Origin of the sequence: Paenibacillus sp. HW567 (assembly GCF_000374185.1) — a bacterium.
GTDB lineage: Bacteria > Bacillota > Bacilli > Paenibacillales > Paenibacillaceae > Paenibacillus_AQ.
This window is the reverse complement of the sequence record NZ_KB910518.1, coordinates 3,647,435-3,670,735: the sequence shown is the minus strand read 5'-3', so window position 1 is coordinate 3,670,735 and position 23,301 is coordinate 3,647,435. Positions and strand designations below refer to the sequence as shown.

Annotated in this window: 20 protein-coding genes; 14 read left to right on the top strand and 6 right to left on the bottom strand. The window is 49.8% G+C overall.

Annotation, left to right across the window (positions count from 1 at the left end; genetic code table 11):
- Positions 1-97: 97 nt before the first annotated feature.
- The 12 genes from B212_RS0116845 to gtfA all read left to right on the top strand — a co-directional run bounded on the left by B212_RS0116845 (position 98) and on the right by gtfA (position 16,602).
- Entirely contained in the window at positions 98-2,008 is a 1,911-nt protein-coding gene (locus tag B212_RS0116845; protein ID WP_019912105.1) for a histidine kinase, read from the top strand.
- Entirely contained in the window at positions 1,986-3,632 is a 1,647-nt protein-coding gene (locus tag B212_RS0116840) for a response regulator (protein ID WP_019912103.1), read from the top strand. The genes B212_RS0116845 and B212_RS0116840 overlap by 23 nt, the downstream gene beginning before the upstream one ends.
- A gap of 122 nt (positions 3,633-3,754) precedes the next feature.
- Entirely contained in the window at positions 3,755-5,086 is a 1,332-nt protein-coding gene (locus B212_RS0116835) for an ABC transporter substrate-binding protein (protein WP_019912102.1), read from the top strand.
- Between the two features lie 344 nt (positions 5,087-5,430).
- Positions 5,431-7,530 carry a glycoside hydrolase family 36 protein gene (locus tag B212_RS0116830; RefSeq protein ID WP_019912101.1) on the top strand — a complete coding sequence of 700 codons (2,100 nt, stop codon included), beginning with the start codon at positions 5,431-5,433 and terminating at the stop codon, positions 7,528-7,530.
- 201 nt (positions 7,531-7,731) lie between these two features.
- Positions 7,732-9,087 carry an ABC transporter substrate-binding protein gene (locus B212_RS0116825; RefSeq protein ID WP_019912100.1) on the top strand — a complete coding sequence of 452 codons (1,356 nt, stop codon included), beginning with the start codon at positions 7,732-7,734 and terminating at the stop codon, positions 9,085-9,087.
- 89 nt (positions 9,088-9,176) lie between these two features.
- Complete coding sequence (locus B212_RS0116820; protein WP_019912098.1) at positions 9,177-10,058, top strand: carbohydrate ABC transporter permease; 882 nt, start codon at positions 9,177-9,179, stop codon at positions 10,056-10,058.
- Positions 10,058-10,882, top strand: a complete 825-nt coding sequence (locus tag B212_RS0116815) for a carbohydrate ABC transporter permease (RefSeq protein ID WP_019912097.1) — start codon at positions 10,058-10,060, stop codon at positions 10,880-10,882. The genes B212_RS0116820 and B212_RS0116815 overlap by 1 nt, the downstream gene beginning before the upstream one ends.
- Before the next feature lie 82 nt (positions 10,883-10,964).
- Positions 10,965-11,954, top strand: a complete 990-nt coding sequence (locus tag B212_RS0116810; RefSeq protein WP_019912096.1) for a LacI family DNA-binding transcriptional regulator — start codon at positions 10,965-10,967, stop codon at positions 11,952-11,954.
- Between the two features lie 151 nt (positions 11,955-12,105).
- Positions 12,106-13,080 carry a LacI family DNA-binding transcriptional regulator gene (locus tag B212_RS0116805; RefSeq protein ID WP_019912095.1) on the top strand — a complete coding sequence of 325 codons (975 nt, stop codon included), beginning with the start codon at positions 12,106-12,108 and terminating at the stop codon, positions 13,078-13,080.
- A gap of 68 nt (positions 13,081-13,148) precedes the next feature.
- On the top strand, positions 13,149-14,087 hold the full coding sequence (locus B212_RS0116800) for an alpha/beta hydrolase (protein WP_019912094.1): 939 nt from the start codon (positions 13,149-13,151) through the stop codon (positions 14,085-14,087).
- Positions 14,088-14,164: 77 nt separating this feature from the next.
- Positions 14,165-15,121 carry a carbohydrate kinase family protein gene (locus B212_RS0116795; RefSeq protein ID WP_019912093.1) on the top strand — a complete coding sequence of 319 codons (957 nt, stop codon included), beginning with the start codon at positions 14,165-14,167 and terminating at the stop codon, positions 15,119-15,121.
- 11 nt (positions 15,122-15,132) lie between these two features.
- Positions 15,133-16,602, top strand: a complete 1,470-nt coding sequence (gene gtfA, locus B212_RS0116790) for a sucrose phosphorylase (protein WP_019912092.1) — start codon at positions 15,133-15,135, stop codon at positions 16,600-16,602.
- Between the two features lie 376 nt (positions 16,603-16,978).
- Here the strand turns inward: gtfA and B212_RS0116780 are convergent, their stop codons facing one another.
- A complete protein-coding gene (locus B212_RS0116780; RefSeq protein ID WP_019912089.1) occupies positions 16,979-17,617 on the bottom strand; it encodes a hypothetical protein in 639 nt (212 codons plus the stop codon).
- 139 nt (positions 17,618-17,756) lie between these two features.
- Positions 17,757-18,176, bottom strand: a complete 420-nt coding sequence (locus tag B212_RS0116775) for a MarR family winged helix-turn-helix transcriptional regulator (protein WP_019912088.1) — start codon at positions 18,174-18,176, stop codon at positions 17,757-17,759.
- Between the two features lie 300 nt (positions 18,177-18,476).
- On the opposite strand from B212_RS0116775, the gene B212_RS0116770 reads away from it, so the two are divergent.
- Complete coding sequence (locus B212_RS0116770; protein WP_019912087.1) at positions 18,477-18,731, top strand: AbrB/MazE/SpoVT family DNA-binding domain-containing protein; 255 nt, start codon at positions 18,477-18,479, stop codon at positions 18,729-18,731.
- 128 nt (positions 18,732-18,859) lie between these two features.
- Positions 18,860-19,534, top strand: coding sequence for an HAD family hydrolase (locus B212_RS0116765; protein ID WP_019912085.1), 675 nt, complete (start codon positions 18,860-18,862; stop codon positions 19,532-19,534).
- Positions 19,535-19,549: 15 nt separating this feature from the next.
- Here the strand turns inward: B212_RS0116765 and B212_RS31685 are convergent, their stop codons facing one another.
- The 4 genes from B212_RS31685 to B212_RS0116745 all read right to left on the bottom strand — a co-directional run bounded on the left by B212_RS31685 (position 19,550) and on the right by B212_RS0116745 (position 23,271).
- A complete protein-coding gene (locus B212_RS31685) occupies positions 19,550-21,031 on the bottom strand; it encodes an oligosaccharide flippase family protein (RefSeq protein ID WP_019912084.1) in 1,482 nt (493 codons plus the stop codon).
- A gap of 81 nt (positions 21,032-21,112) precedes the next feature.
- Entirely contained in the window at positions 21,113-22,243 is a 1,131-nt protein-coding gene (locus B212_RS0116755) for an amidase domain-containing protein (RefSeq protein ID WP_019912082.1), read from the bottom strand.
- Positions 22,240-22,725 carry a class F sortase gene (locus B212_RS0116750; RefSeq protein WP_198015866.1) on the bottom strand — a complete coding sequence of 162 codons (486 nt, stop codon included), beginning with the start codon at positions 22,723-22,725 and terminating at the stop codon, positions 22,240-22,242. Before B212_RS0116750 ends, B212_RS0116755 begins: the two co-directional genes overlap by 4 nt.
- Before the next feature lie 207 nt (positions 22,726-22,932).
- Entirely contained in the window at positions 22,933-23,271 is a 339-nt protein-coding gene (locus tag B212_RS0116745) for a hypothetical protein (RefSeq protein WP_019912080.1), read from the bottom strand.
- Positions 23,272-23,301: the final 30 nt, after the last annotated feature.

Sequence of the window (23,301 nt, the reverse complement as noted above, 5' to 3'; positions counted from 1 at the left end):
CCATTCCGGTTAGTCTATATTGTGTATTATAGAGCAGACCCCTATACTCAAAAATGGATTTAAGAGTACACTTAGGGGTAAAAAGGTGAACTGAACCTTGTCCCTCAAAGTTCATGCGAGAAGGAGGCCATGCATCATCAAAACAACTCTGTACAAGCTGTTCGAGCCTTTGCTGGAGCGGATTTCACGCCGTCTGGCGAATAAGCTCATACTCCTGTTCACGATCATTATCATCCTGGTCGTGACCTCGCTCACGTTCATTTCCTATGGAATGCTGCGCAAGGAATCGGTGAACAACAGCATCTCCAGCACGAGCAACAACCTGCTTCTGGTCGGCCGCAATCTGGAGAGCTACCTGGACGGCATTGGGCAATTGTCCCTGCCGCAAATTTCCTATGACGAGTTCAACTATGCGCTCCTGCATGAATCGGAGGACTACGCGTCCAAGATGTATGTGGAGGATTATTTGAAGAATCTGTATTTTTCCCGCAATGATCTGGAGGCCATCTACCTGTATGTGATCAAGGAGCATAAATACTATTATGTCACGAAGGAGAACTATAATATTACCGTGCGGGAGGCCGAGCATCCGTCCATTGAGAATCTTTCGTGGTACAAGCGTGCGCTGGCAAGCCCCTTTAACCGTTCGTACCAGTCTTTTGTCAAAGACAGATCGGAGCTGGAAAAAAGTGCGGATTATCCCGTGAATTCCGATAAAAGCTTCATGGGCTATCACCGGCTGCTGCGTTCGATTGTCTCCCGGGAGCCGCAGGCGGTCCTGTCGCTGTATTTCAATTCCAGTGTGACGGATGAGATCATGAAGGATATTCCGTTCAGCACGGGGGAGCATCTGATGTATGTCAGCCCGGACAATGAGCCGTTCGTGGTGGATAATCCGGAGTTTTACCGGAACAGTGAAGCTGCGGGGCTGCTTAAGCTGCTTACGCCGGCCCTCGGCGGGCGGGTGACATGGTCCTACAACAAGGAGAAATACCTGGTGATCTATGACATCAGCAAAAAAGAAGGCTGGAAGCTCATCAAGCCGATTCCGTACAAACAAATCTATGAAGCGGCGACCACCACGCGCCTATTAAGCTATTCCATTGGTCTATTGTTCCTGATTGTGTCCGTTATTCTGGTCAGCTTCACCTCCAACAAAATCACCAGTCCGCTGAAGCATCTGTCCCTGCAGATGAAACGCTTCAGCACCGGCAGCTTCGATGCCGAAGCCGTGGTGGAGGGGAATGACGAGATTGCGTATCTGTCCCGCCATTTCAACAAGATGGTGGAGCGGACAAACGAGCTGATCAACGAGCGCTATAAAATGAAAATTGTCGAGAAAAACGCTGTTCTCAAGGCGCTGGAGGCCGAGATCAATCCGCATTTTCTGTACAATGCACTGCAAGCGATTTCCACTAAGGCGCTCAAGAATAACAATGATGATATCGTTGAAATGGTCGATAATCTGGCGCTCACCCTGAGGTATTGCATCAGCGGCAAGGATGTGGTGCAGGCCAGTGAGGAGCTGAAGCATATTGAACGTTATCTGGCACTGCAGAAGGCCCGTTTCGGGAGCCGCATGCAGGTGGCTTATGACTGGAATGACAGCTTGCGTGCGCTGAGAATTCCCAAGCTGTCGATTCAGACGCTGGTAGAGAACTGCATCAAGCATGCGCTGGAGAAGGTGTCCAGTACGGTTACAATTCGGATTGAGGCTCATATTACACCTACTCACAGCGTAATCTCTGTGCTGGATGACGGGCCGGGCATCCGCCCGGAGCGGCTTGAAGAGGTGCTCAGCTCACTGCAGATCCAGTGGGAAGACCGCGGCGGGGAACCCGAAGAGAAGGACGAGAGCATCGGTCTTAAAAATTTGAATACACGCCTGAAGCTCTTATATGGAGAAGAGGCGGGACTTACGATTGCCAGCGATGAGCAGGGCACACGAATGGATATGCGGTTACCGCGGGGAGGGCTGGGACAACATGTACAAGGTACTGATTATTGATGATGAAGAGCCACTACGCGAGGCCATTCATATTCTTGGAGATTGGAAGGGACTGGGTGTTGATCAGGTGCTGGAGGCGACGGACGGCAAGATGGGGCTGGAGCTTCTGCGGCAGCACAAGGTTGACCTGGCGCTGGTGGATATGAAGATGCCGGAGCTCAGCGGAAGCCAGCTCCTGCAAATTGCCGAGCGCGAATTCCCTGATCTGCTGCTGATTGTGATCAGCGGCTACAACGATTTCGAATATACCCGGCAGGCCATCCGCTCCAAGGTGGTGGATTACCTGCTGAAGCCGGTGAACCGGAATGATCTGAATGCCGCGCTGCGCAAGGCGGTCGATGTGCTGGAAGCCAAACGCAAGAAGGAGAGCGAGTTCATCAGCCGCAACATTACCTTGAACATGTCCCTTCCCAAGCTGAAGGAGAAGATGTATCTCTCTATCATTGAGCGCAGCTTCAAGAATCAGTCCAATGAAGCTTTTCTGCCGCTGATCGGTGCGGACACACCGGGCAATTATTTTACCGTAGGCATGCTGCGGATGCTGAATCTGGAGCAGGTGCGCCATGACCGGTTCCATGAGGACCGGGATTTGCTGCATTTTGCCGTAACCAATGTCATCAACGAGAACAGCGACGGTCATTTCGAGGCCTTCAGCTTCGCCAGCCCCAGAAGCGAGCGGGAGTTCATTGCGATTTTCACCTTGAAGGGGAGCTACGGGGAAGACGCGGCGTTTCTATCGCTCCATCATATGAAGAAGTCAGTTTCTACCTTGAAGGAGCTGTTCGGCATGGTCTGTGCGGGAGGTATCGGGCAGTCCTACAGCGATGTGATGGAGATTGCCCCGTCCTACGAGCATGCCAAAGCCGCGCTGGATGGGATTGATCTGCTGAATCTGAAGGAGAATACGGTCTCAGGAGACAGAAATACGAAGCCGGTTGTCAAGGACAGCCCTTCCCTGACAGGGAGGATGCCGATGATTCTGAATGCTCTGGAGAGCGGGAATGTCAACCACGCCAAGAGCATTCTCAGCGAATTCACACGGAAGTGGAAGGCCGCGGAGTATTTCAGCCTGGGCGAAGCCGACCGGCGGATTCAGGAATTCATCATTTTGCTGGGGGATATCGCCACTCAGCTTGAGGCGGTTCCAGAGCGGCTGCGCAGCGGCAAAAGCAAGGGGCTGCGCGGGCTTGGTATTCTCAGTGATTTTGCCGCCTTCGGCCAATTCGAGGGAGTGCTGAGCCACATTCTGGATGTGTACGCCGGAGAAATCAGCAGATCGCTGGCCGGAGACCGCAGCAGTGTGCTGGAAAATATTAAAGCATACATTGATAACCACTATTTCGAGAATATTAAGATATCGCTGTTCACGGATAAATATTTCCTGAGCAGAGAATACTTGATGAAGCTGTTCAAGGGACAATACGGGTATGGAATTCATGAGTATGTGCAGAAGGTCAGAATGGACAAGGCCAAGGATTTGCTGTCCGATCCGGCGCTCAAGATTCAGGATATTTCCGAGATGCTGGGGTACAAGGACAAGAACTATTTCAGCAAGGCGTTCCGCAATTACTATGAATGCTCACCTTCTGAATTTCGGCTGCTGCACTTGGAGGGAGAAAAGTGAAACGGTTACATCAGCACACTTTTTTACCCTTATAAGATCACTTATGTACATTCTTATCCTTTTTCTTTTTATTTAAAATAGCACCAAGACCACAAGAAACATGAGGAAAAGGGGGCAACATCATGAAGGGTAAAAGATTTATGGCATTATCCGCAAGTCTGCTGCTTGCAGGCGGACTACTGGCTGGCTGCGGTGGCAACAACACCAATAATGCCGCTAACAACGCAGGGGGAACAAATGCAGCGGCAAATACAGCTACGGATACCTCCAAGCCTGTCACGATTAATATGTTCACTGCGTCTCCAGAGTACACCGATGCCTTCAACGCTTACATTGCCGAATACAAAAAAGTGAAGCCGAATGTAACCATCAATCTGGAAATTATGCAGGCGGACTACAATACGGTGCTCAAATCCAAAATTGCCGCAGGCAGCACACCTGACGTATTCCAGACTACAGCCGGCGGAGATATTGACACCTTTGCCGAATACAGTGCCGATCTGACGAATGAACCGCTGGCAGCAGCAATGACCGATGCGGTCCGCTCCAATATGACCTCCTCGGACGGCAAAGTGCTGGGACTTCCGGTCAAAGGCAACCTGTTCGTCCTGATGTATAACAAAAAGCTGCTGGCCGATGCAGGAATCACTGAGGTTCCAAAGACTACCGCACAAATGGACGATGCCATCACCAAGCTGGAAGCCAAGGGCATCACCCCGTTCGCCAACGCTTATAAGGAATGGTGGGTCTGGAAGCACATCTTCCAGCACTTCGTGGATGCGGCTGCTACGGATGCCGGAATTGACGCCAAGACGCTTGTAGGCAACTTTATCGCCGGCAAAACCACGTTCAAGGATCATCCGGTGCTGTACAACAACTTCTTCAACTTCATTGACACTACTGTGAAGCACGGAACAGACAAGCCTCTGGAACGCGACAGCAATGCTGAAGTCAGTGACTTTGCCCTTGGCAAAGCAGCGTTTATGACCGGGAAAGGCGCATGGGATGAGGAAGCGATCAAGAAAATCACCCCTGACTTTGACCTTGGCATCGCAGGTTATCCGGTAAGTGACAAACCAGAGCAATCCCAGATTATCACCGGTGCGGACCAGGCGCTGCGCATCAACAAGGATTCCCCTGTAGTCAAGGAAACAATTGATTTCTTCAACTGGCTGTACACGTCCGACTACGGCAAGAGCTGGTTCTCCACAGTGGCTAAGGTTATCCCGCCGATCAAGGATGCCCCAATGCCTGACCTGCAGATGCCTAAGGAAATGAACGAAATCCTCAAAACCGAGAAATCCGGCGACCTGTCGGTCAACTATTCGCTGGATACGTTCCACCAGAAATTCGGTGAATTGATGCAGGCTTATATCGGCGGCAGCAAAACCAAAGACCAAGCCATCGACGAAATTCAAAAAGCCTGGATTCAATTCGGCTCGGCTCAGCAGTAAAGTCTAGTCATTTATCTTGGGACGGCCTTGAAGGTAAGATTCATTACCGGGGGGCCGTCCTTTGTTGTGTAACTATAATTTTAAAGCAGAGGGTAAGTGAATTGTCGTAACTGCGGGGAATGTTTGGATTTCCGGCCGCTGTTATGTTTGGATTTCCTGATTTAAACTGCTGGCCGCAGTAGAAATCCAAACATAAAGGCGGACGCTACGCTCCTCCAATTCCAAACTTCCCCTCCGCTACTTCTTCACTTGTACAACAGCTATAAAAATCTTCAGTTACGAATACAAAGGAAGACCTTATAATCAGGGGAGACACCAACATTTGTCAGGAGGCCGAATTATTTATGGACAGCAAGCTCATTGAGATTGCCGAGAACGGACTTTATCTTACAATTGAAATTACGGAAGAGCAGGATGTGCGCCTGCTGCATTTCGGTGCAGCGCCGTTGGAGGCGGGCGTAATTGCGGACAAGATTAAGCCGGGATTCCGCCTGCTGGAGCTGCAGCTCTCGGGGGAGGACCGGGCTGAATATCACGGGCGTACGCACCGGGCGTCGTATCCGGGGCTGCGGATGGTATATGGCGGCCATCATGACAAAGTGAATACGCTTGGTCGCAAGCTTGAGATCACGTTGGTTGATCCGGTAACCGCTATTCAAGCGGTACAGCATTTGCAGTTCTATAACGGCGTGCAGACGGTACGCTGCTGGACGGTACTGAAGAACGAAGGGACCGCTGAAGCTGCCGTAGAATACCTCTCGACCTTTGCGCTTACGGGAGTGGATAAAGAGGGCAGCGGTGACCGCAATGACAAAATTGAGGTTACGCTTGCCCACAGCGGCTGGCAGAGCGAGCTGCAGTGGCGGACCTACCGGCTGCCGGAGCTGGGGATGTCCCATCTGGCTGACCGGGGTTCGAAGCGTTTGGCCGCCAGCAGCACAGGCTCCTGGTCGGCGGCAGAGCTGCTGCCGATGGCAATTCTGCACAACAAGGAAAGCGGAAGCAGCCTGTTCTGGCAGATCGAGCATAATGGCTCCTGGCACTGGGAGCTGACCGACCAATACGACCAGCTTACGCTGCTGGTCAGCGGGCCGACCGAGCATGACAACCACTGGTGGCTGAAGCTCGCGCCGGGAGAAGAATTCATCTCCGTCCCGGTAGCCGTCGGAGCTGTCCAGGGAGGCATCCAGGGCGCGGCGGAGCAGCTTACCGCCTACCGCCGGATTATCCGCCGTCCGAATGAGGATAACGAGCTGCTGCGGATTATTTTTAATGATTATATGAATTGTCTGTGGGGAAGTCCGACAACAGAAAAGCTTCTGCCCCTGATTGATGCCGCCGCCGATGTCGGGTGCGAATATTTCTGCATCGACGCGGGCTGGTATGCGCCCGGAGAGTGGTGGGATGGAGTGGGCCAGTGGGAGCCTTCCATTGAGCGGTTCCCGGAAGGGATTAAGGTTGTGCTGGATTACATCCGCAGCAAAGGGCTGATTCCCGGCTTGTGGCTGGAGCTGGAGGTTATGGGAATCAACAGTCCGAAGCTGGCAGAGACGGATGATAGCTGGTTCTTCATGCGCCACGGCAAGCGGGTCAAGGACCGCAGCCGCTATCAGCTCGATTACCGGAACCCCAAGGTCATTCAGCATGCTGACAGTATAATTGCAAGGCTGGTGGAGGAGTACGGGGTCGGCTACATCAAGATGGACTACAATATCAATGCCGGTATCGGTACAGAGACGGACGCAGACAGCTTCGGCGATGGGCTGCTGCAGCATAACCGTGCTTATCTGGCCTGGCTGGACAGCATCTTTGCCCGTTATCCGAATCTGGTCATTGAGAACTGCTCCAGCGGCGGCATGCGCATGGATTATGCCATGCTCAGCCTCCACAGCATCCAGTCCACCAGTGATCAGGAGGACTACGTGCAGTACGCGGCGATTGCCGCAGGCTCGCCGATGGCCCTCACACCGGAACAATCCGCGGTGTGGTCCTATCCGCTGCGCGAGGGGGATGATGAAGAGGTCATCTTCAACATGGTCAACGCACTGCTGCTTCGTGTACACCAGAGCGGCCACCTAGCCGAGCTTTCGCCACGGCGGCGGGGGCTGGTGAAGGAAGCGCTGGATTATTACAAATCCATCCGCGCGCATATCCGAGAGGCGACTCCGTTCTGGCCGCTGGGCCTGCCGGACAGTGAAGGCCAGTGGGTCAGCTTTGGCCTGCGCCACCGCGATCTGCGCTACCTCGCAGTCTGGCGGATTGCCGGAGAGGAAGCTGAGGTGAAGCTGCCAATCGACGAGCTGAAGGGGCAGGAGGCGGCTGTAAGGTGCGCCTATCCGCAGCAGCACCGCTCGGAATGGAGCTGGGACAAGACGGAAGGCATTCTAACCGTCTCCCTTCCACCAGGGCAAACGGCCAGATTATTTGAAGTTCATTTTTCTTAAGACAAGCACGGTTGTAACGGCCGGGTAAGCAATCACCCTTCATGCATGGGCAGCAGCCCCTGTAGTGAGGGGTGATTTATTTAGACCCTGATTTTTTATTATGATAACCCGTTGACACAAACATGTTAACCGGTTAATATAAAGGTGCATCGCAAATGAATGCGCATTCAAAACAGAATGTAAGGGGAGAGTGATTTGAAAATGAGAAAGGGAGCAAGCTTCACAATCTGTTTGGCTTTGGTGTTCAGTTTGTTGGCCGGATGTTCCAAGAGCAATTCTACCAGCAACTCTGCGGCAGCAACCGGGGAGCCGGCGAAGGGAGAAACGCAGACAGCCAAGGATGTCAAGCTTACGTTCTTTAATACCTCTGCCGAGGCCAACACTGTGTTCGAGGAGCTATTTAAGACGTATCATGAGCTGAATCCTAATGTGACCATTGAACTCATTCCGACACCGATTGGAGGAGCGCAGCTTGAGAAGTTCCAATCGCTGCTGGCCTCGGGAAATCCTGCTACTATTGCCAACCTCGATCCGGGAACCATTCTGCAATATAAGGACAAATTCCTCGACTTGGAGTCGGACAAGGCCAAATATGAAGGGCTGACCAAACCGGGTGCTATTGAAGGCGCTTTGCTCGACGGGAAGTTCCTTGGTATTCCGTGGACGGCCCAAGGGTACGGCTTGCTGTACAACAAGCGGGCGGTGGAGGAAGCCATTGGGGGGGCCTTTGATCCCGCAACGGTAAAGACGCGCGACGATTTGGAAGCGCTTTTCAAAAAGATCGAAGCCGGAGGTACGGCGCCTGTGATGATTCACGGAGCGGACTGGTCTTTAGGAGCCCATTATCTGGGACTGACCTATTCTTTACAGTCGCAAAAGGTAGATGACAATCGCAAATTTGTGGAAGAACTGAAGAATGGGAAAATCAGTCTTGCAGACAATCCGCAATTTACCGGCCTCATGGACACCTTTGATCTGCTGAAGAAGTACAATGCCCGGAAAAGCGATCCGCTAGTCGCAGATTACAATAAAGACAGCGCAGATTTTGCAAAGGGAGCTTCCGCATTTTACTTCATGGGAGACTGGACCTGGGCTGTAATTGGAACACTGGAAGGCCGCGATAAAGAATTCGGTATCATTCCGTTGCCAATCAGTAATAATCCGGACGATTTCGGCAACTCTCAAGTGGCTTACAGCGAACCTAAGCTGTTCGCTATTGACAACTCCGGATCAACGCCTGAGCAGCAGGAAGCGGCAAAAGCCTTTATCGAATGGACATTGACAAGCCAGCAGGGACAGGACGCCATCATTACTAAAATGGGGCTATCCATGCCTTACAAGGATCTTAAGGCCAAAAGCAGCAACGTTATCTCAGATGCCGTAAGCAGCTATGTAGACCAAGGAAAGACTGTCAACATCGGTGTAATCAACTATTTGCCACAGGATTACTGGGCTAAGACCGGGGCTTCCATGCAAAAGTACCTGGTTGGAAAGATTGACCGTCAAGGGCTTGCGCAGGAGGTTCAGGATTACTGGAAATCATATGCGGGTAAATAACGATTCATTTACTTCGTTGTTTTGACATGAAAAGATGGGACTGAGACGCCATCTCAGCCCGTCTTTTCGTCAAGAAAGGGGGAAGCACTATGAAGAACAAGTTATCCGTAAAAAACGTAGGAACATTCCTGATATTCGGCGGTCCCTCCGTATTTGCGTTTGCCGCTGTTGTTGTTATCCCGTTCGTGGTCGGCTTATATTTGACTTTTACGAATTGGGATGTTCGAACTGCCGACAGCAGCTTCATCGGATTTGCCAACTACTCTGAGGTGTTCCACGATAAAATTTTCCTTGGCCAATTAGGGTTCACCCTTAAGTTTGTCTTCTTTACCGTGCTTATCGCCAATTTATTTGCATTTTTCATCGCCCTGGCCCTAACCAGAGGGGGAAGAGGGGAACAATGGCTCCGCACAGGCTTCTTCACGCCCAACCTGGTTGGGGGCATCGTGCTGGGGTACTTGTGGCAGACCTTGTTCTCGCAGGTGTTGCCTTACTTGGGCAATAAATATGGATGGGAGATATTTTCAACCTCCTGGCTGACGGATACACAGACTGCGTTCTGGGCACTCATCATCGCGACGGCCTGGCAGTTGGTCGGTTATCTAATGATTATTTATATTGCCGGATTCACAGGTGTCCCCACTGACGTTCTGGAAGCAGCCAGCATTGACGGGGCCAGCCGTTCCTCGGTTATCCGTAGAATCATACTTCCGCTTACGGTTCCGGCCATCGTGATCTGCATATTCATTTCGCTGTCCCGTTCATTCCTGACTTACGATATCAACCTCTCCTTAACCAAAGGCGGCCCCTTCAATTCGACTGAACTCGCCACTTACCATATCGTTCAAAAAGCCTTCCTGTCCAATCAATATGGCATCGGTCAGGCGGAAGCCGTCGTCCTGTTCGCTGTCGTAGCGCTCATAGCGCTGACTCAATCTTATCTGCTCAAGAAATTGGAGGTGGAATCGTAATGAATGCTCAGCGGCTCAGCTCCCGGGTGAAATCGGTGCTTTTGTATCTGTTGTTGCTTGCATTTTTGACTCCCTTCCTGTTAATTGTGATGAACTCTTTCAAAACAACGCAGCAATTCTTCGAAAACCCTTTGTCGTTACCAGCAACGATAAAATTTGATAATTATGCAAGCGCATTTAAGGACATGGACTTTTTGCAGGGCTTTGTGAATTCGTTGATCATCACGGCCATAGCCGTATTTATCATCATTATTTTTTCAGCGATGACAGGGTATTTGTTTGTACGCTATAAATGGAAGCTGAACGCGTTCCTGTTTTTCCTTATGCTGGCCTCAATGGCGCTTCCGTTTCAGGTGCTTATGATTCCTCTGGTGATGTTATATGGCAATATGGACCTGCTGAACAATAAAATGACCTTGTTGTTTATGTATTTGGGATTCGGGGTTCCCTTTGGCGTATTTACCTTTCACGGGTTTATCAAGGGAATTCCATATGAGCTGGAGGAATCTGCTTTTATTGAAGGCAGTTCAAGGCTGAGAACGTTCTTTAGTGTTGTGCTGCCTTTGCTAAAGCCGGTTTTCGTAACGCTGCTTGTTCTGGACGTGCTCTGGATTTGGAACGATTATTTGCTGCCGAGTCTCGTGCTGCTGTCTTCAGACCAGAAGACACTGCCATTGTCGACCTATGCCTTCTTTTCTTCCTATTCGGTTGATTATGCGCCTTTAATGGCAGGGCTCATTATGACGATCATTCCTGTGCTGGTCATCTATCTGTTTTTACAAAAGCAAATCATACAAGGCATTACGGAAGGAGCTTTGAAATAAGCGGATAAGCATAACCCGCGTTTTCTTGCTGAAATAAACCCGGGTTTAATTTATAATTGGATAAAAAAGCAAGGTGGTCTTTATGCCAAAAATTAAAGACGTTGCAAAACAGGCCGGTCTCTCAGTTAACACGGTTTCCCGCGTGCTCAACAACCGGGGGTATATCAGTCAGGAGACTAGGGAGAAAGTGCATCAGGTTATGAAGGAGCTTAATTATCAGCCGAACGAAATGGCCCGGGCATTATTTAAAAAAAAGTCAAATATGATCGGACTGATTATACCTACGGTTGCTCATCCTTTTTTTGCCGAGCTGACCTATCATCTTGAGTATTTCGCGGATCAAAAGGGCTATAAGCTGCTGCTGTGCAATTCAAACCGCAATGTTTCAAAGGAAGGCGATTATATCGACATGCTGAAGAAGAATCAAGTCGACGCAATCATCATGGGCAGTGCGGTGCTGGATGTTCAGCATTATCTTCATCTGAATCTGCCAATGGTCTCATTCGACCGCTTCTTATCGGAGGATATACCTGTGGTCACCTCAGACAATTTGGAAGGCGGCAGGCTCGCCACAAAAATATTGATTGATAAAGGCTGCCGCAAGCCGGTTTTCATGTATCGTGGGATAGACGGTCCTTATCACCGGGCTATGCTGGCTAGTGAGAGAGAGCGTGGATATGATGCAGAGCTGAAGAACGCGGGAATAGAACCCCTTCACTTTCAATTAGAGGAGGAAGGAAAGGATGACAGCGGGGATGACTGTGCAATTGTCCGTTTTTTACAAGAGCATCCCGAAATAGACGGTGTATTCGCCAGCAGCGATGTGATTGCCGCCAGGGTCATTCAAGCTTGCCGTCAGCTTAAGAAAGACATTCCTTCAGAGATCAGAATTGTCGGGTACGATGATGTGCAGCTCGCATCCCTGATTACGCCGCGGCTTAGCACGGTAAGACAACCGATTCGGGAAATGAGCGAATACATGATCCAGTTAGTTGTTAAGCAAATCGAGGGTGAAGACATTGACATGCAGAGCACGTTTCCGGTTGCTCTTATTGAGCGGGGGACGACATAAAGCAAGAGCAATAACGGTTTTACTGCCAGAGGGAACTTCACAGGGGTGGCGCAGAAGAGGCCGGATTCTTCCTGTGAGGCCGTGCCTCTTCTTGTATATTAACCGGTTAACATGAGGGGTAAAGAGAACTTATTCTGGAAGGAGGTTATGGATGGTTGTAACAATTAAAGATATTGCAGAGAAGGTTGGAGTTTCCGTCACAACCATTTCCCGTGTTCTCAACAATCGGGGTTATTTAAGCGATGGTCTGAAGCAGAGAGTAAATGAAGCCATGGAGGAGATGAATTACCAGCCGAATGAGCTGGCACGGTCTTTGCTGCGGAAAAAATCCAATGTCATAGGTCTAATCATACCTGATATATCCCATCCATTCTTCGGAGAAGTAACCAAGCACATTGAATCCTATGCCTACGAGCAGGGGTATAAGCTGATGCTGTGCAATTCCTTGCTCCACAAGAAAAAAGAGAAGGAATATATAGATTTGCTGAGAGCCAGTCAGGTTGACGGAATTATAATGGGCAGCCATACGATGAGAGTGGAGGATTATACGTCGATCAATCTTCCGCTGGTAACCTTGGATCGGCAAATCTCAAAATCCATTCCTTTTATTTCTTCCGATAATTATCATGGAGGGGAATTGGCGACCAAGCTTTTATTGAAGAAAAATTGTAAAAAGATAGCATATATAAGTGGTAATCTACAGCTCAACCTCTTGGCTAAGCAGAGGCATGACGCTTTCCTGGAACAAGTGAGGGGGAAAGACGTTGAGTTCATCGTAAAACAAACGGATCTGAACGGCTTTAAATACAAGGAATACGAGGAGCTGGTCCGCCGCTTATTTCAGGAGAATCCTGATATTGACGGTGTATTTGCCAGCAGCGACATGCTGGCCTTGCAAGTGTTGAAGAATTGCAGAAAGATTGGCAAAGGCGTTCCTGATGAAGTAAAGGTGGTCGGGTATGACGGGATTTCTTTTGGCAACGTGGAAGATTTGACTACCATTGAGCAGCCAATCAAGAAAATGGGGGAACTGGCGATCACTTACCTGCTTCAGCAGATTGCGGGGGAACAGGTGCCGCTTGCGACCATTCTTCCGGTCAAATTGCTCGAGAAGGGAACGACTTGAGCGTGACGGAACGAAAGCGGGTTTACGGAAAGCGAAACATAATGCAAAGCATAATGGAGGAAATATAGATGGATTTGAAGAACCGAGTAGCCCCGGAGCTAAAAGACGGATTAGTACAATTGCCGCCGCTGTATTTGCCTGGTGATCTGGCTTCCGCTCGCCAGCTTGTTCAACCGCCTGCCGAAAAGTCGGAGCTTGTTCGAATTACGGAACGGGAATTGCCGGTTGCCGGTTCCAGTCTGATATCGGTCAGAATCTACGAGCCGGTTCAGCGGAATGGTACTGCGTTGCCAGCGCTTCTCTGGACGCACGGCGGCGGGTATGTGCTTGGACATCCAAGCGGAGAAGATGCGCTATGTCAAAGCTTTGTAAAGGCTGCGGGCTGTGTTGTTGTATCGCCTGATTACCGGCTTGCGCCTGAACATCCGTATCCGGCAGCTATAGAGGACTGCTACGCCGCTCTGATCTGGCTGGCTGGATTCGATAATGAGCTCAATATAGATTTGACCCGGATTGCAGTCGGCGGGGCGAGCGCCGGAGGAGGGCTGGCTGCAGCCTTGGCGCTGATGGCCCGGGATAAGGGCGGTCCTTCCCTCTGCTTCCAGATGCCGCTGTACCCGATGCTTGACGAGCGGAATGTTACGCCTTCCAGCCATGAAATTACCGATCCGGCGGTTTGGAACCGGGCCAACAATCTGGCAGCGTGGGAGATGTATCTTGGCGGACCTGCCGGCGACCATGTGTCTCCTTACGCAGCGCCTAGCCGCTCGAACAATTTGACCGGCCTGCCTCCCGCCTATACATGCATCGGACAGCTTGATCCATTCCGGGATGAGACGATTGAATATGTCGCCCGCTTGGCACAGGCCGGGGTCGATGTGGAATTTCACCTGTATCCCGGCGGCTATCATGGCTTTGAGCACGTCGTTCCGAACGCTGAGGTTAGCAAGCGTGCCAGAACGGATTATGTTAACGCATTGGCAAGAGCCTTTAGCTTGAATAATTAGCAGGTTTTTGTGAAGTATTACGCATGCAGCAATAAGGTTAAGGACGAAAGGATTTCGGTGTAAGAGGTGGTGATCAAGTGTTTGATCTTAATATGGCAATACCCCTTGAAGAAAAACCAAATGATCTGTTAACTGTTGGAGAACTGCTCGTTGACATGATTTCCGACGATTATGGCGATGCGCTCGGTTGCGACGGATATACTAGATATTTTGGAGGGGCTCCCTCCAATATTGCCATCAATGTCAATAAGCTTGGCATACGGTCTCATATCGTTTCGGCGGTTGGAAAGGACAATTTCGGAACCTTCCTCTTAGAGAGATTGCAGACAGCGGGAATGGATATCAGCGGGGTCCAGCGGGTGGACGAATCCACCAGTATGGTGGTCATCACAAAAAGCCAGGGAACGCCTATTCCAATCTTTTATCGCGGAGCGGACAATGAATTGGCGTACAATGATGCTTTAGAGCAGGCCTTGCTCAGCTCCAAAGTCGTCCACTTTTCTTGCTGGCCGATCTCAAAGGCTCCGTCGCGCCATACTGTTGAACAGGTGATCGAAAAAGCAAGGGAGCATAAGCTGCTGATTGGCTTTGATCCTAACTACCATCCTCTGATTTGGCAGAAGGGTGAGGATGGCGTATCGTATGTCAAATCTATGATCTCCAAGGTCGATATTATCAAACCCTCGGAGGATGATGCTGAGCGTCTGTTTGGACCAAGCCCGCCTGCGGATCAAGTCGAGAGGTTCTTGGAATTGGGCGCGAAACTGGTAGTTATGACCTTGGGCAAGGAAGGCGCGATTGTATCTACCGGAAAAGAAACGGTCACTTTGGAAACTATGGCTACCGAAATCGAAGATACGACTGGGGCCGGAGACGCTTTTTGGTCGGGGTTCTATGCCGCTGTGGTCAAAGGATACACCATTCAGAAAGCGCTGGAACTCGGCTTTGCGGTTAGCGCCTACAAATTGAAATATATGGGTGCAGTAGTCAATCTTCCGACGCTTGAAGCACTAAAAAAACAATTTGGCTTATAGGAGGCGTACGGATGACGCTTAGGAATCAAGTACAGTTAATTACGTATCCTGATTCGATGGGGGGAGACCTGGCAACACTGTCTCACGTTCTTCGCAAATATTTCACTGATATTTTCGAAGGGGGAATCCACATCCTCCCGCCGTTTCCGTCGTCAGGGGACCGGGGGTTCGCACCGCTCACTTACCTGGAGATTGATCCGGACTTCGGTTCATGGGAAGACATGCAGGCGATTGGGGAGCAATTCGATCTATTGGTTGATCTGATGGTCAATCACATCTCAAGGCAGTCCCCTTACTTTCAGGACTTCCTTGCCAAGGGGGAAGCCTCGGCACATAGCGATTTGTTTTTGACGCTCGATAAAGTGTGGAAAGATGGAGAGCCGGTACAAGCGGATATGGAGAAAATGTTTCTGCGCCGTTCTGTTCCTTACTCCACGTTCGAGATTCAAGAAACCGGAGCAGAAATGAAGGTCTGGACGACCTTCGGCAAAACGAATCCCTCCGAACAAATTGATCTGGATGTCCATTCCCCGCTGACGAAGATGCTCTTGACTGAATTCTTCACGCATTTCAAAAAGAATAACGTAAAAATTGTGCGGCTGGATGCGGTTGGCTATGTGATCAAAAAACTCGGAACGAGCTGCTTTTTCGTGGAGCCGGATATATATTTGTTTCTCGATTGGGTGAAGGAGATGGCCGATTCGCTGGATATTGAACTGCTGCCGGAAGTCCATGCGCATTACAGCACTCAATACAGATTGGCGGAGCATGGAAGCTGGATATACGACTTTATTCTCCCCTACAGGGTGCTGGAAACGCTTGTGAATCGCTCCAGCCAGGAATTGTGCCGCTATCTAAAGAATCGTCCACATAAACAGTTCACCATGCTCGATTGCCATGACGGCATTCCCGTCAAGCCGGACCTGGATGATCTCATTGATGACGGTGAAGCTAGACAACTGGTAGACCTTTGTGTGGAAAGAGGGGCGAACCTAAGCCTGATTTTGTCGGAAGAGCATAAAGGGGAGGACGGCTTTGACGTCCATCAAATTCGCTGCACCTATTACAGTGCGCTCAATTGCGATGATGATGCATATATGGCGGCCAGAGCCATTCAATTTTTCGCGCCGGGAATTCCTCAGGTCTACTATGTTGGCTTACTCGCCGGCGAGAACGATTATGCACGTGTCCAAGAGACCGGAGAAGGAAGAGAAATCAACCGCCACAATTACTCCGTGGAAGAGATTGATCAGGCGCTGGAAAAAACAGTCGTTCAGCGGCTGATGAAGCTGATTCGATTCCGCAATACGTGTGAGACCTTTAACGGAGCATTTACCGTCATTCCATCACCCGGAGAGGAGGTCCGGCTCGCCTGGCATAAAGAGGGTGCAAGCTGCGAGCTTTACATTGACCTGCAAACCTATCGCACGAACATTCATTGCGTTGATGCTGAAGGAGCCGAGACTGATTACATGGTATAAAAAAACTGTAGAGGTTTATGAAAACCCTCCGTGAGCGGGAAGAATTTCTCCCAATTCACGGAGGGTTTCTAGCTAGCTTTGTATAAACTTCAGGCAGATCCGCAGCAAGCGTCTAGTGTAATAAAACGATATAGCAAGCACTAAGGCTAGCACCAGGCCAAATGGAATGCTGAACATAACCGGCAAGGAGTAACCGGGGGATATCCTCATTCCTTGCCGCTAACCCCCAAGGTTCGCAGCACGCCGGCAATCGGAGCAATAACAGCACACATTGCACTCCCCGCCAACCAAGTACTGAGAATGGGCACCAAAAATAAGAGGACACAGCTTTTGGCGATGAATTGTAGTATATAAGGCCTTGAATTAGAGTGGTGTCTCATACAATCCCTCCGGGACCATTGATCTGAATGGTTTTGTCAACCCGTGATTTGGAATCAACAACAAGTGTTCGGCTATAACGGACTTCTTGAATAATGCATCCGGGTCCAATGATGATATCCTCCCCGCTGACGAGGCTGGCTGTCGTCCGGTACAACGTAACTGCCGCGCCTTCAATGGTCTCACAGCTTAATCTCCGAAAAGGGCTCATCAAAAGATTAATCAGCCTGGAAGAAGGCGATATGGCAATCTTCTCTCCGGCTGTCATGTGTGTAATCATGCATCTTGAACCCAGGCGAATATAAATCGTTCCGGCGCAGGACAAGCTGTTGATCCGCACACTGCCGTCTGCCTGGAAATCGTCTGCAACAGCTTCTTGTGCAACGGACAAGTATCCGGCCGAATGAACCCTGTCTGCCCGGAGGGACCCGGCACGAAGACTTCCGAGGATAGCTACTTCATCCGCCTGGCAGGAATGTCCGATGGAGCATTCTCCTTTGATCTTCAGCTCCGCTGCTTTCAAATCACCTTCAACATGCAAATGTCCAACAATGTTCACCAGAGAAGCCTCCATATCTCCCCGCCGAATCAGGGAACCGCGTACTTTTACCGGAGGTGCCTGGGCTGGATTCGGCATTTTAGATTCATCACCATTTTCATTTATTTTAGTAACTAAAATATATAATAATTAAAATATATAATCAATATAAAATAAAAAAAGCACACAAAAAAACTGCATCTCATGTGGAGAGTGCAGTGTGCAATAGTCCATTTGCTTATTTTACAATGTCGCTCATCAGGTCATTGATCTTCTGCAGTGTCTTGGATATCTTGTCCAGCTCCGCCGCCTCAAATGTATCGAATAGGGAGTGTATGCGCTGTGTTCCTTGTTCTGTGAGAACGATTTTGACCACTCTGCGGTCTTCCTTCGTGCGGATTCTTTCGACATATCCCTGATCCTCCAGCTTATCGCACATGAATGAAGCGGCTCCAGGCGTAATCATGAATCTTTCAGCAATATCTGTTATATTCAAGCTGCCTGTGAGCTGAAGCTGAAACATTAACATGATTTGGTTCTGGGATAGCGATTCCCGCTTAGAGATCAGGTCTACGAAAGCCTGCGATTTCTGCTGCACACTGGCCATGTTGTCCATGACTCTATAAATGGCTTGTTCTTTCTCTGCTTTTGCGCTCATGGAAACACTCCAATTTAGTATAGTGATTAAAATATATAGAAGGTATAACTTTACTGTCAAGTGGAGAGGTCTATATAATGGCCGCCAGATCAGGCCTGAAATCAATATTTTGTCGAATGGCCTCAGAAATTTGTCGAATTATTTGTCGATTAATATCAAAAGATGTAGAAATAAAATTGACAGGAAAGAAATAGCACCTTACAATGCAAATATAAAGTAATCATTTCAACTTTTTAGAAGCATTAAAAGCTTTTAACACCAATGATTATATAAGTGTTATTTCAAGGGAGGATACTAAAGATGAAAGCAACAGGTATTGTAAGAAAAGTAGATGAACTGGGACGTATCGTGATTCCGATTGAACTGCGCAGAACAATGGGAATTGACATAAAAGACCCACTTGAAATTTTTGTCGATGGTGAAAAGATTATTCTCAGAAAATACGAGCCTACCTGCATCTTCTCCGGAAGTGCGGAAAATCTGATCAACTTCAAAGGCAAGATGGTCAGCAAGGATGTGCTTGACGAATTGATCGCGAGCTTCGACCGCATATAATCTGATTACCCAACATTACAAATCGTATAACAGCAGGGACCGGAGCAGTGCCGTATGGCGCTTGCTTCCGGTCCCTTTTGTCCTATATCATAGGCCTATGCATACATAATGAAAGGGATGGGTCATTCTTGAAACTGAAGAAGCCGGAAGCGATAATCTTTGATATGGATGGAACGCTGTTTCAGACAGAGAGCCTGCTGTTGCCTGCGTATCATAAAATGTTCGATGCGCTGCGCGGGGAGGGGCTGTATCACGGGCCGACTCCGCCTGAAGAGCTGATTCTGAGCAGCCTGGGCATGCTGCTGGCGGATATCTGGAAGAGAGTGATGCCGGATGCCGGTGAAGCCGTTCACCGCCGTGCCGATGAGCTGCTGCTGCAACTGGAGATTGAAGGCCTGGAAGCCGGAGGCACATTACTGTATCCGAAGGTAACCGGAACGCTTGCTGCGCTGCATGAGCGTGGTGTGAAGCTGTTCGTTGCCAGCAACGGGCTGAAGGACTATATTGACAGCATTGTTGTGGTGCATGAGCTGAGAGAGCTGTTCGATGGCCTCTACAGTGCAGGCGGACAAGGCACTGCGACCAAAACCGAGCTGCTGCGCATTCTGCTGGACGATAACGGCATCAAGGATGCCTGGATGGTAGGTGACCGCTCATCTGATGTGGAGGCCGGCAAAGGCAACGGTCAGACGGTCATCGGCTGCGCCTACGCGGGTTTTGGACGGCAGGATGAGCTGAAAGGCTCTGACGTGATTATTTCCGCCTTCGATGAACTGATCGCCCTTTACGACAACGCGGAATAAGGCTTCAGCCCGCAGCTATAGCAGCTTTCGTATGGAACGGAAATACATGTACACCCCTGAGAGCGTAAAATAGCTGCAGCTCATCAACAGAAAACGCCACAAGCTTAAGATTTCAGCGGAGTGGTGGAACAATCGTGACAGTGCCGACAAAGTGACGAATACAAAGGCAAGATCGTACAGCAGCGGGAGCAGGATTTGCCTTAGGCTTGCCATACTGAGGTGCAGTACTCTGAAATTCCAGCAGGCGGCAACCAGCTCTAGCATGAGTATTCCTGCGGCAGCCCCCTTGTAGCTGAACCCCGGGAGCGCCACCAGAAAATACTGGATACCGACAGCACAAATAATTCCTGATAAAAGCCCGAAAAAGGGATTTTTGCGGATATCCTGTGCCCATAAAATGCTGGTTGAGATCTCCCGAAAGCCGACGATAAGCGGAATGAACGCCAGATACCGGATCACCTGATTAACGCGCGCGGTATTGAAGATATAGAAGGACAGCTCATCCGCATACACGAACAAAAACAATCCGCACACCAGTCCCCATAACCAGCAGGCATACAGCGCCAGGCTTGAAAGGCTGGCCGCTCTTTGCTGATTTCCCTGCTGCCAGGCGGCGGCAATATGCATGGATACGGTATGGCTGAGGGCTCCGGTCAGAAGCGTGGGGGAATACACGATGATGACCGCCATTCCGTAGATTACTCCGTATATTGCAGTTGCTTCGGAGGTGCTGTATCCTGCCGCCAGCAGCCGGTTTGAAATAAGCAGAGCATCAATGAATTCCGAGGCCGGGATAAGCATACGTGTAGCTGAAATAACAAGTGAGGTTTTGACGAACCATATCAGGTGCAGCGGCCGGTGAAATGGCTCGATAAAGGTGAACCTCTTGTTGTTTATTGAAATATAAACGGTCACCAGAGTGAATGAGAGTACAGCCCCAATCACTGTGCCGTATAGTCCATAGCCTACTGCCCGCTCAATTCCAAGCCACCCCAGTTGCCAGATAATGAGCAGCATGAACAGAAATCTGGTTAACTGCTCGGCGATCTCGGAGCATGCGATAATTCCGATTTGCTTCATTCCTTGCAGATATCCTCTTGCCAGGCTGAGCAGCGGAACTGCGAAGATGGAAGGGGCCAGACTGCGCACCGCGTATTCCAGGGAAGGATTGCCAAGCCAACCGGAGATCACAGATGAATTGCTGTAAATCAACAGACTGAGTATTCCTCCTGAAAGAATCATGCCCAGCGAGATGATCTTCAGGAATTTCCAGCCTTGTGAGGGGGCTTTTGCAGTTGCAATGGCAAGTGTCGTGGGTATGCCGCCCGTAAGCATAAGCACGAAGCCATAGAATGAATAAGCAATTTGGTAAAGTCCAATTCCTTCTGCGCCAACCAGCCGGGTCAGGAGCACACGGCCGGCCAGTCCAATCAATTTCACTAGCAGCATGGCGCCGGCCCTAATTGCAGACTGCTTCAAAAGCCGGGGTATTCTCATATTTCCTCCAGCACAACAGCATAGGTTTATATATCTACTGTATTACGATAAACCTGTGTTATGCTGACAAGCATCAATTTACTAATCCCTGATGTGAAACAACTGATATTTGGTATTCCGGTCCCAGCCCAGATCAAAGGGCACACGGTAACGGTCTGCTGTGTGGGAGTCGACCAGAGGATAGCCGCGATCATCGAAGCCGACAACGATGGAGAAGTGGTCTGTATCGTCATGGCGGAGAATATAACCGATAAGATCGCCGGGCTGCAGCTCGGCAATTGCACCCTCCGGGTGTTTTGGCGAAGGAGTTGCAATATGCTGATAGTCGCCCTTGGCAATAAGCTTGCCGTACCCGGATCTAATTAGGAAATTACTGAAAGCATCGGTCTGCACCCAGGTTTGGGTGCCGCCTGAATTGGCAAAATACCGCCACCCTCCCGCGATAGGCAACCCTCCGCCTTCCTCCTGATCGCCGATGACCTGTGAAGCGAAATTTGTGCAGTCGCCGCCTTTACTTGTGTAATCCAAATATTTTTGGTTATAGTGATGCTGGTTTCCCGCACCCCATGCGGCACCGGCATATTTATGGGCATATTGCACGGCACGCTTGCGCTTATATTTTTTTCCGTCCCCCGGCTCTAATTTTGCTTTGGGTGATGAAGCTGCTCTCTCCGGTCCCTCCGCAATTTTACGCGGGTCCTCGTCCAGCGGATCGAGATACCATTCCCTCGCAATCTTCCAAGCGCCGTTATCTTTCTTTAATGTGAGAGAATGCCTCGTTCCAACACCGAAAACCTGTTCCGGCATCGTTACTTTATTGATGTATACATAACCTACCTTATGTGATTGAACCAGGGAAATCCGGGCCATATCGCCAATGATGCTCTGACGGATGATCCGGATACCGGACTCAGAGCTTGTCAATTTAATGGTTCTTTTGTCTGCCCAGCTTGTTACATACTCAGCCCGGAAACGCTCATGCTCCAGCGCCATTTGGCTTGATTTATCCGGAAGATAATAATTGTTGACGGCCTCCGACTGCGGGTGCAGCAACATTTCCGCCCTCTCCTGGAAAATATGGTTCAGCGTTGATTCAATCTCATGCTTCTCTGAATCTGCTGCCGCCCTCGGGAGCGGAAAATATAAAGCAGCCGTAACTATGATGACAATGGCTGCTGCACGCAGACACCTGTTTTTTCTGAACTGCTTCATGATTTATCACCTATCTTCGCAAAGATGACCAACCTGTGCTCATGTTCCTTTTTCTTTCTGCTGTACCTTCCCGTACAGGTGATAAGATTCAGGCGGTATTCCTCGGTTTTGCCGAATATCCGCTCCACTGGCGCTTCTGCCGGAGGATAGACCTCTGCCGACTCGACAGTATAGGCCAGCTTGTGGTTTTTGTTGTCGGAGACAATAATTTGGTCTCCCGGCTTCAGCCTCTTCAATTTGTAGAACACCGCCGGACCTGTGTAGCTGTCCACATGACCGTCAATAATAACGTTTCCCTTTTCCCCGGGTACAATTCCCGGATACAGAATACCCGCCACATCGGTGTCCTTGGGCACATCCATTTGACCATTGGCCAGGATCGAAACAGGCTTAATGGCTGCCTTCACAGAGATCGAAGGAATCTCCATCCGGTCCGGCAGAAATTTCACCGGAACAATCCCGGGTTTTTCGAGTTTTGTCATTTTTGGTTTTTCCGCCGGCGACGGCGGGGTTGGCGAAGACAACGCGGATTCGGGAGTCAAGTCCTCCGGTTGTTCCTTATGACCGGTCGGGGATTCGAAGCAGCCGGCAAGACTGAGACAAATGAACATCAATAAAAATACGGACAGCCTTTTTTTCATGTGTAGAAAAGAAAGAGGGAGAAGTGAGCTTCACCCTCTTTCATCCTCCTATTCCATTTGTTCGCTGGCACCGCCGAAGCCGGATTTTGGCATTTTGGTGGCTTTCGCTTTAATGCTCTTAGCATTCAGGCTTTTGGCCTTCAGGGTTTTATCCTTTATCATTTTCCCTTCCATGCTTTTGGCCTTGATTCCTTTGACTGCATGCTGTTTCATGTGCATTTTCTTAGCATGCTCTTTGTGCATTTTTGCTTTGTGGACGCTTTCGGCATGTAATTTCTTCTCATGATGCATTTGCTCATGCTTTGTTTCAACAGGAGCAGCTTGTACCACAGAAGCGGCGCTCATCATCAAACATACGGACAAGATCGCTACAGACAACTTTTTCATTAAATAAATTCCTCCTCGAAGAGTTTTTCC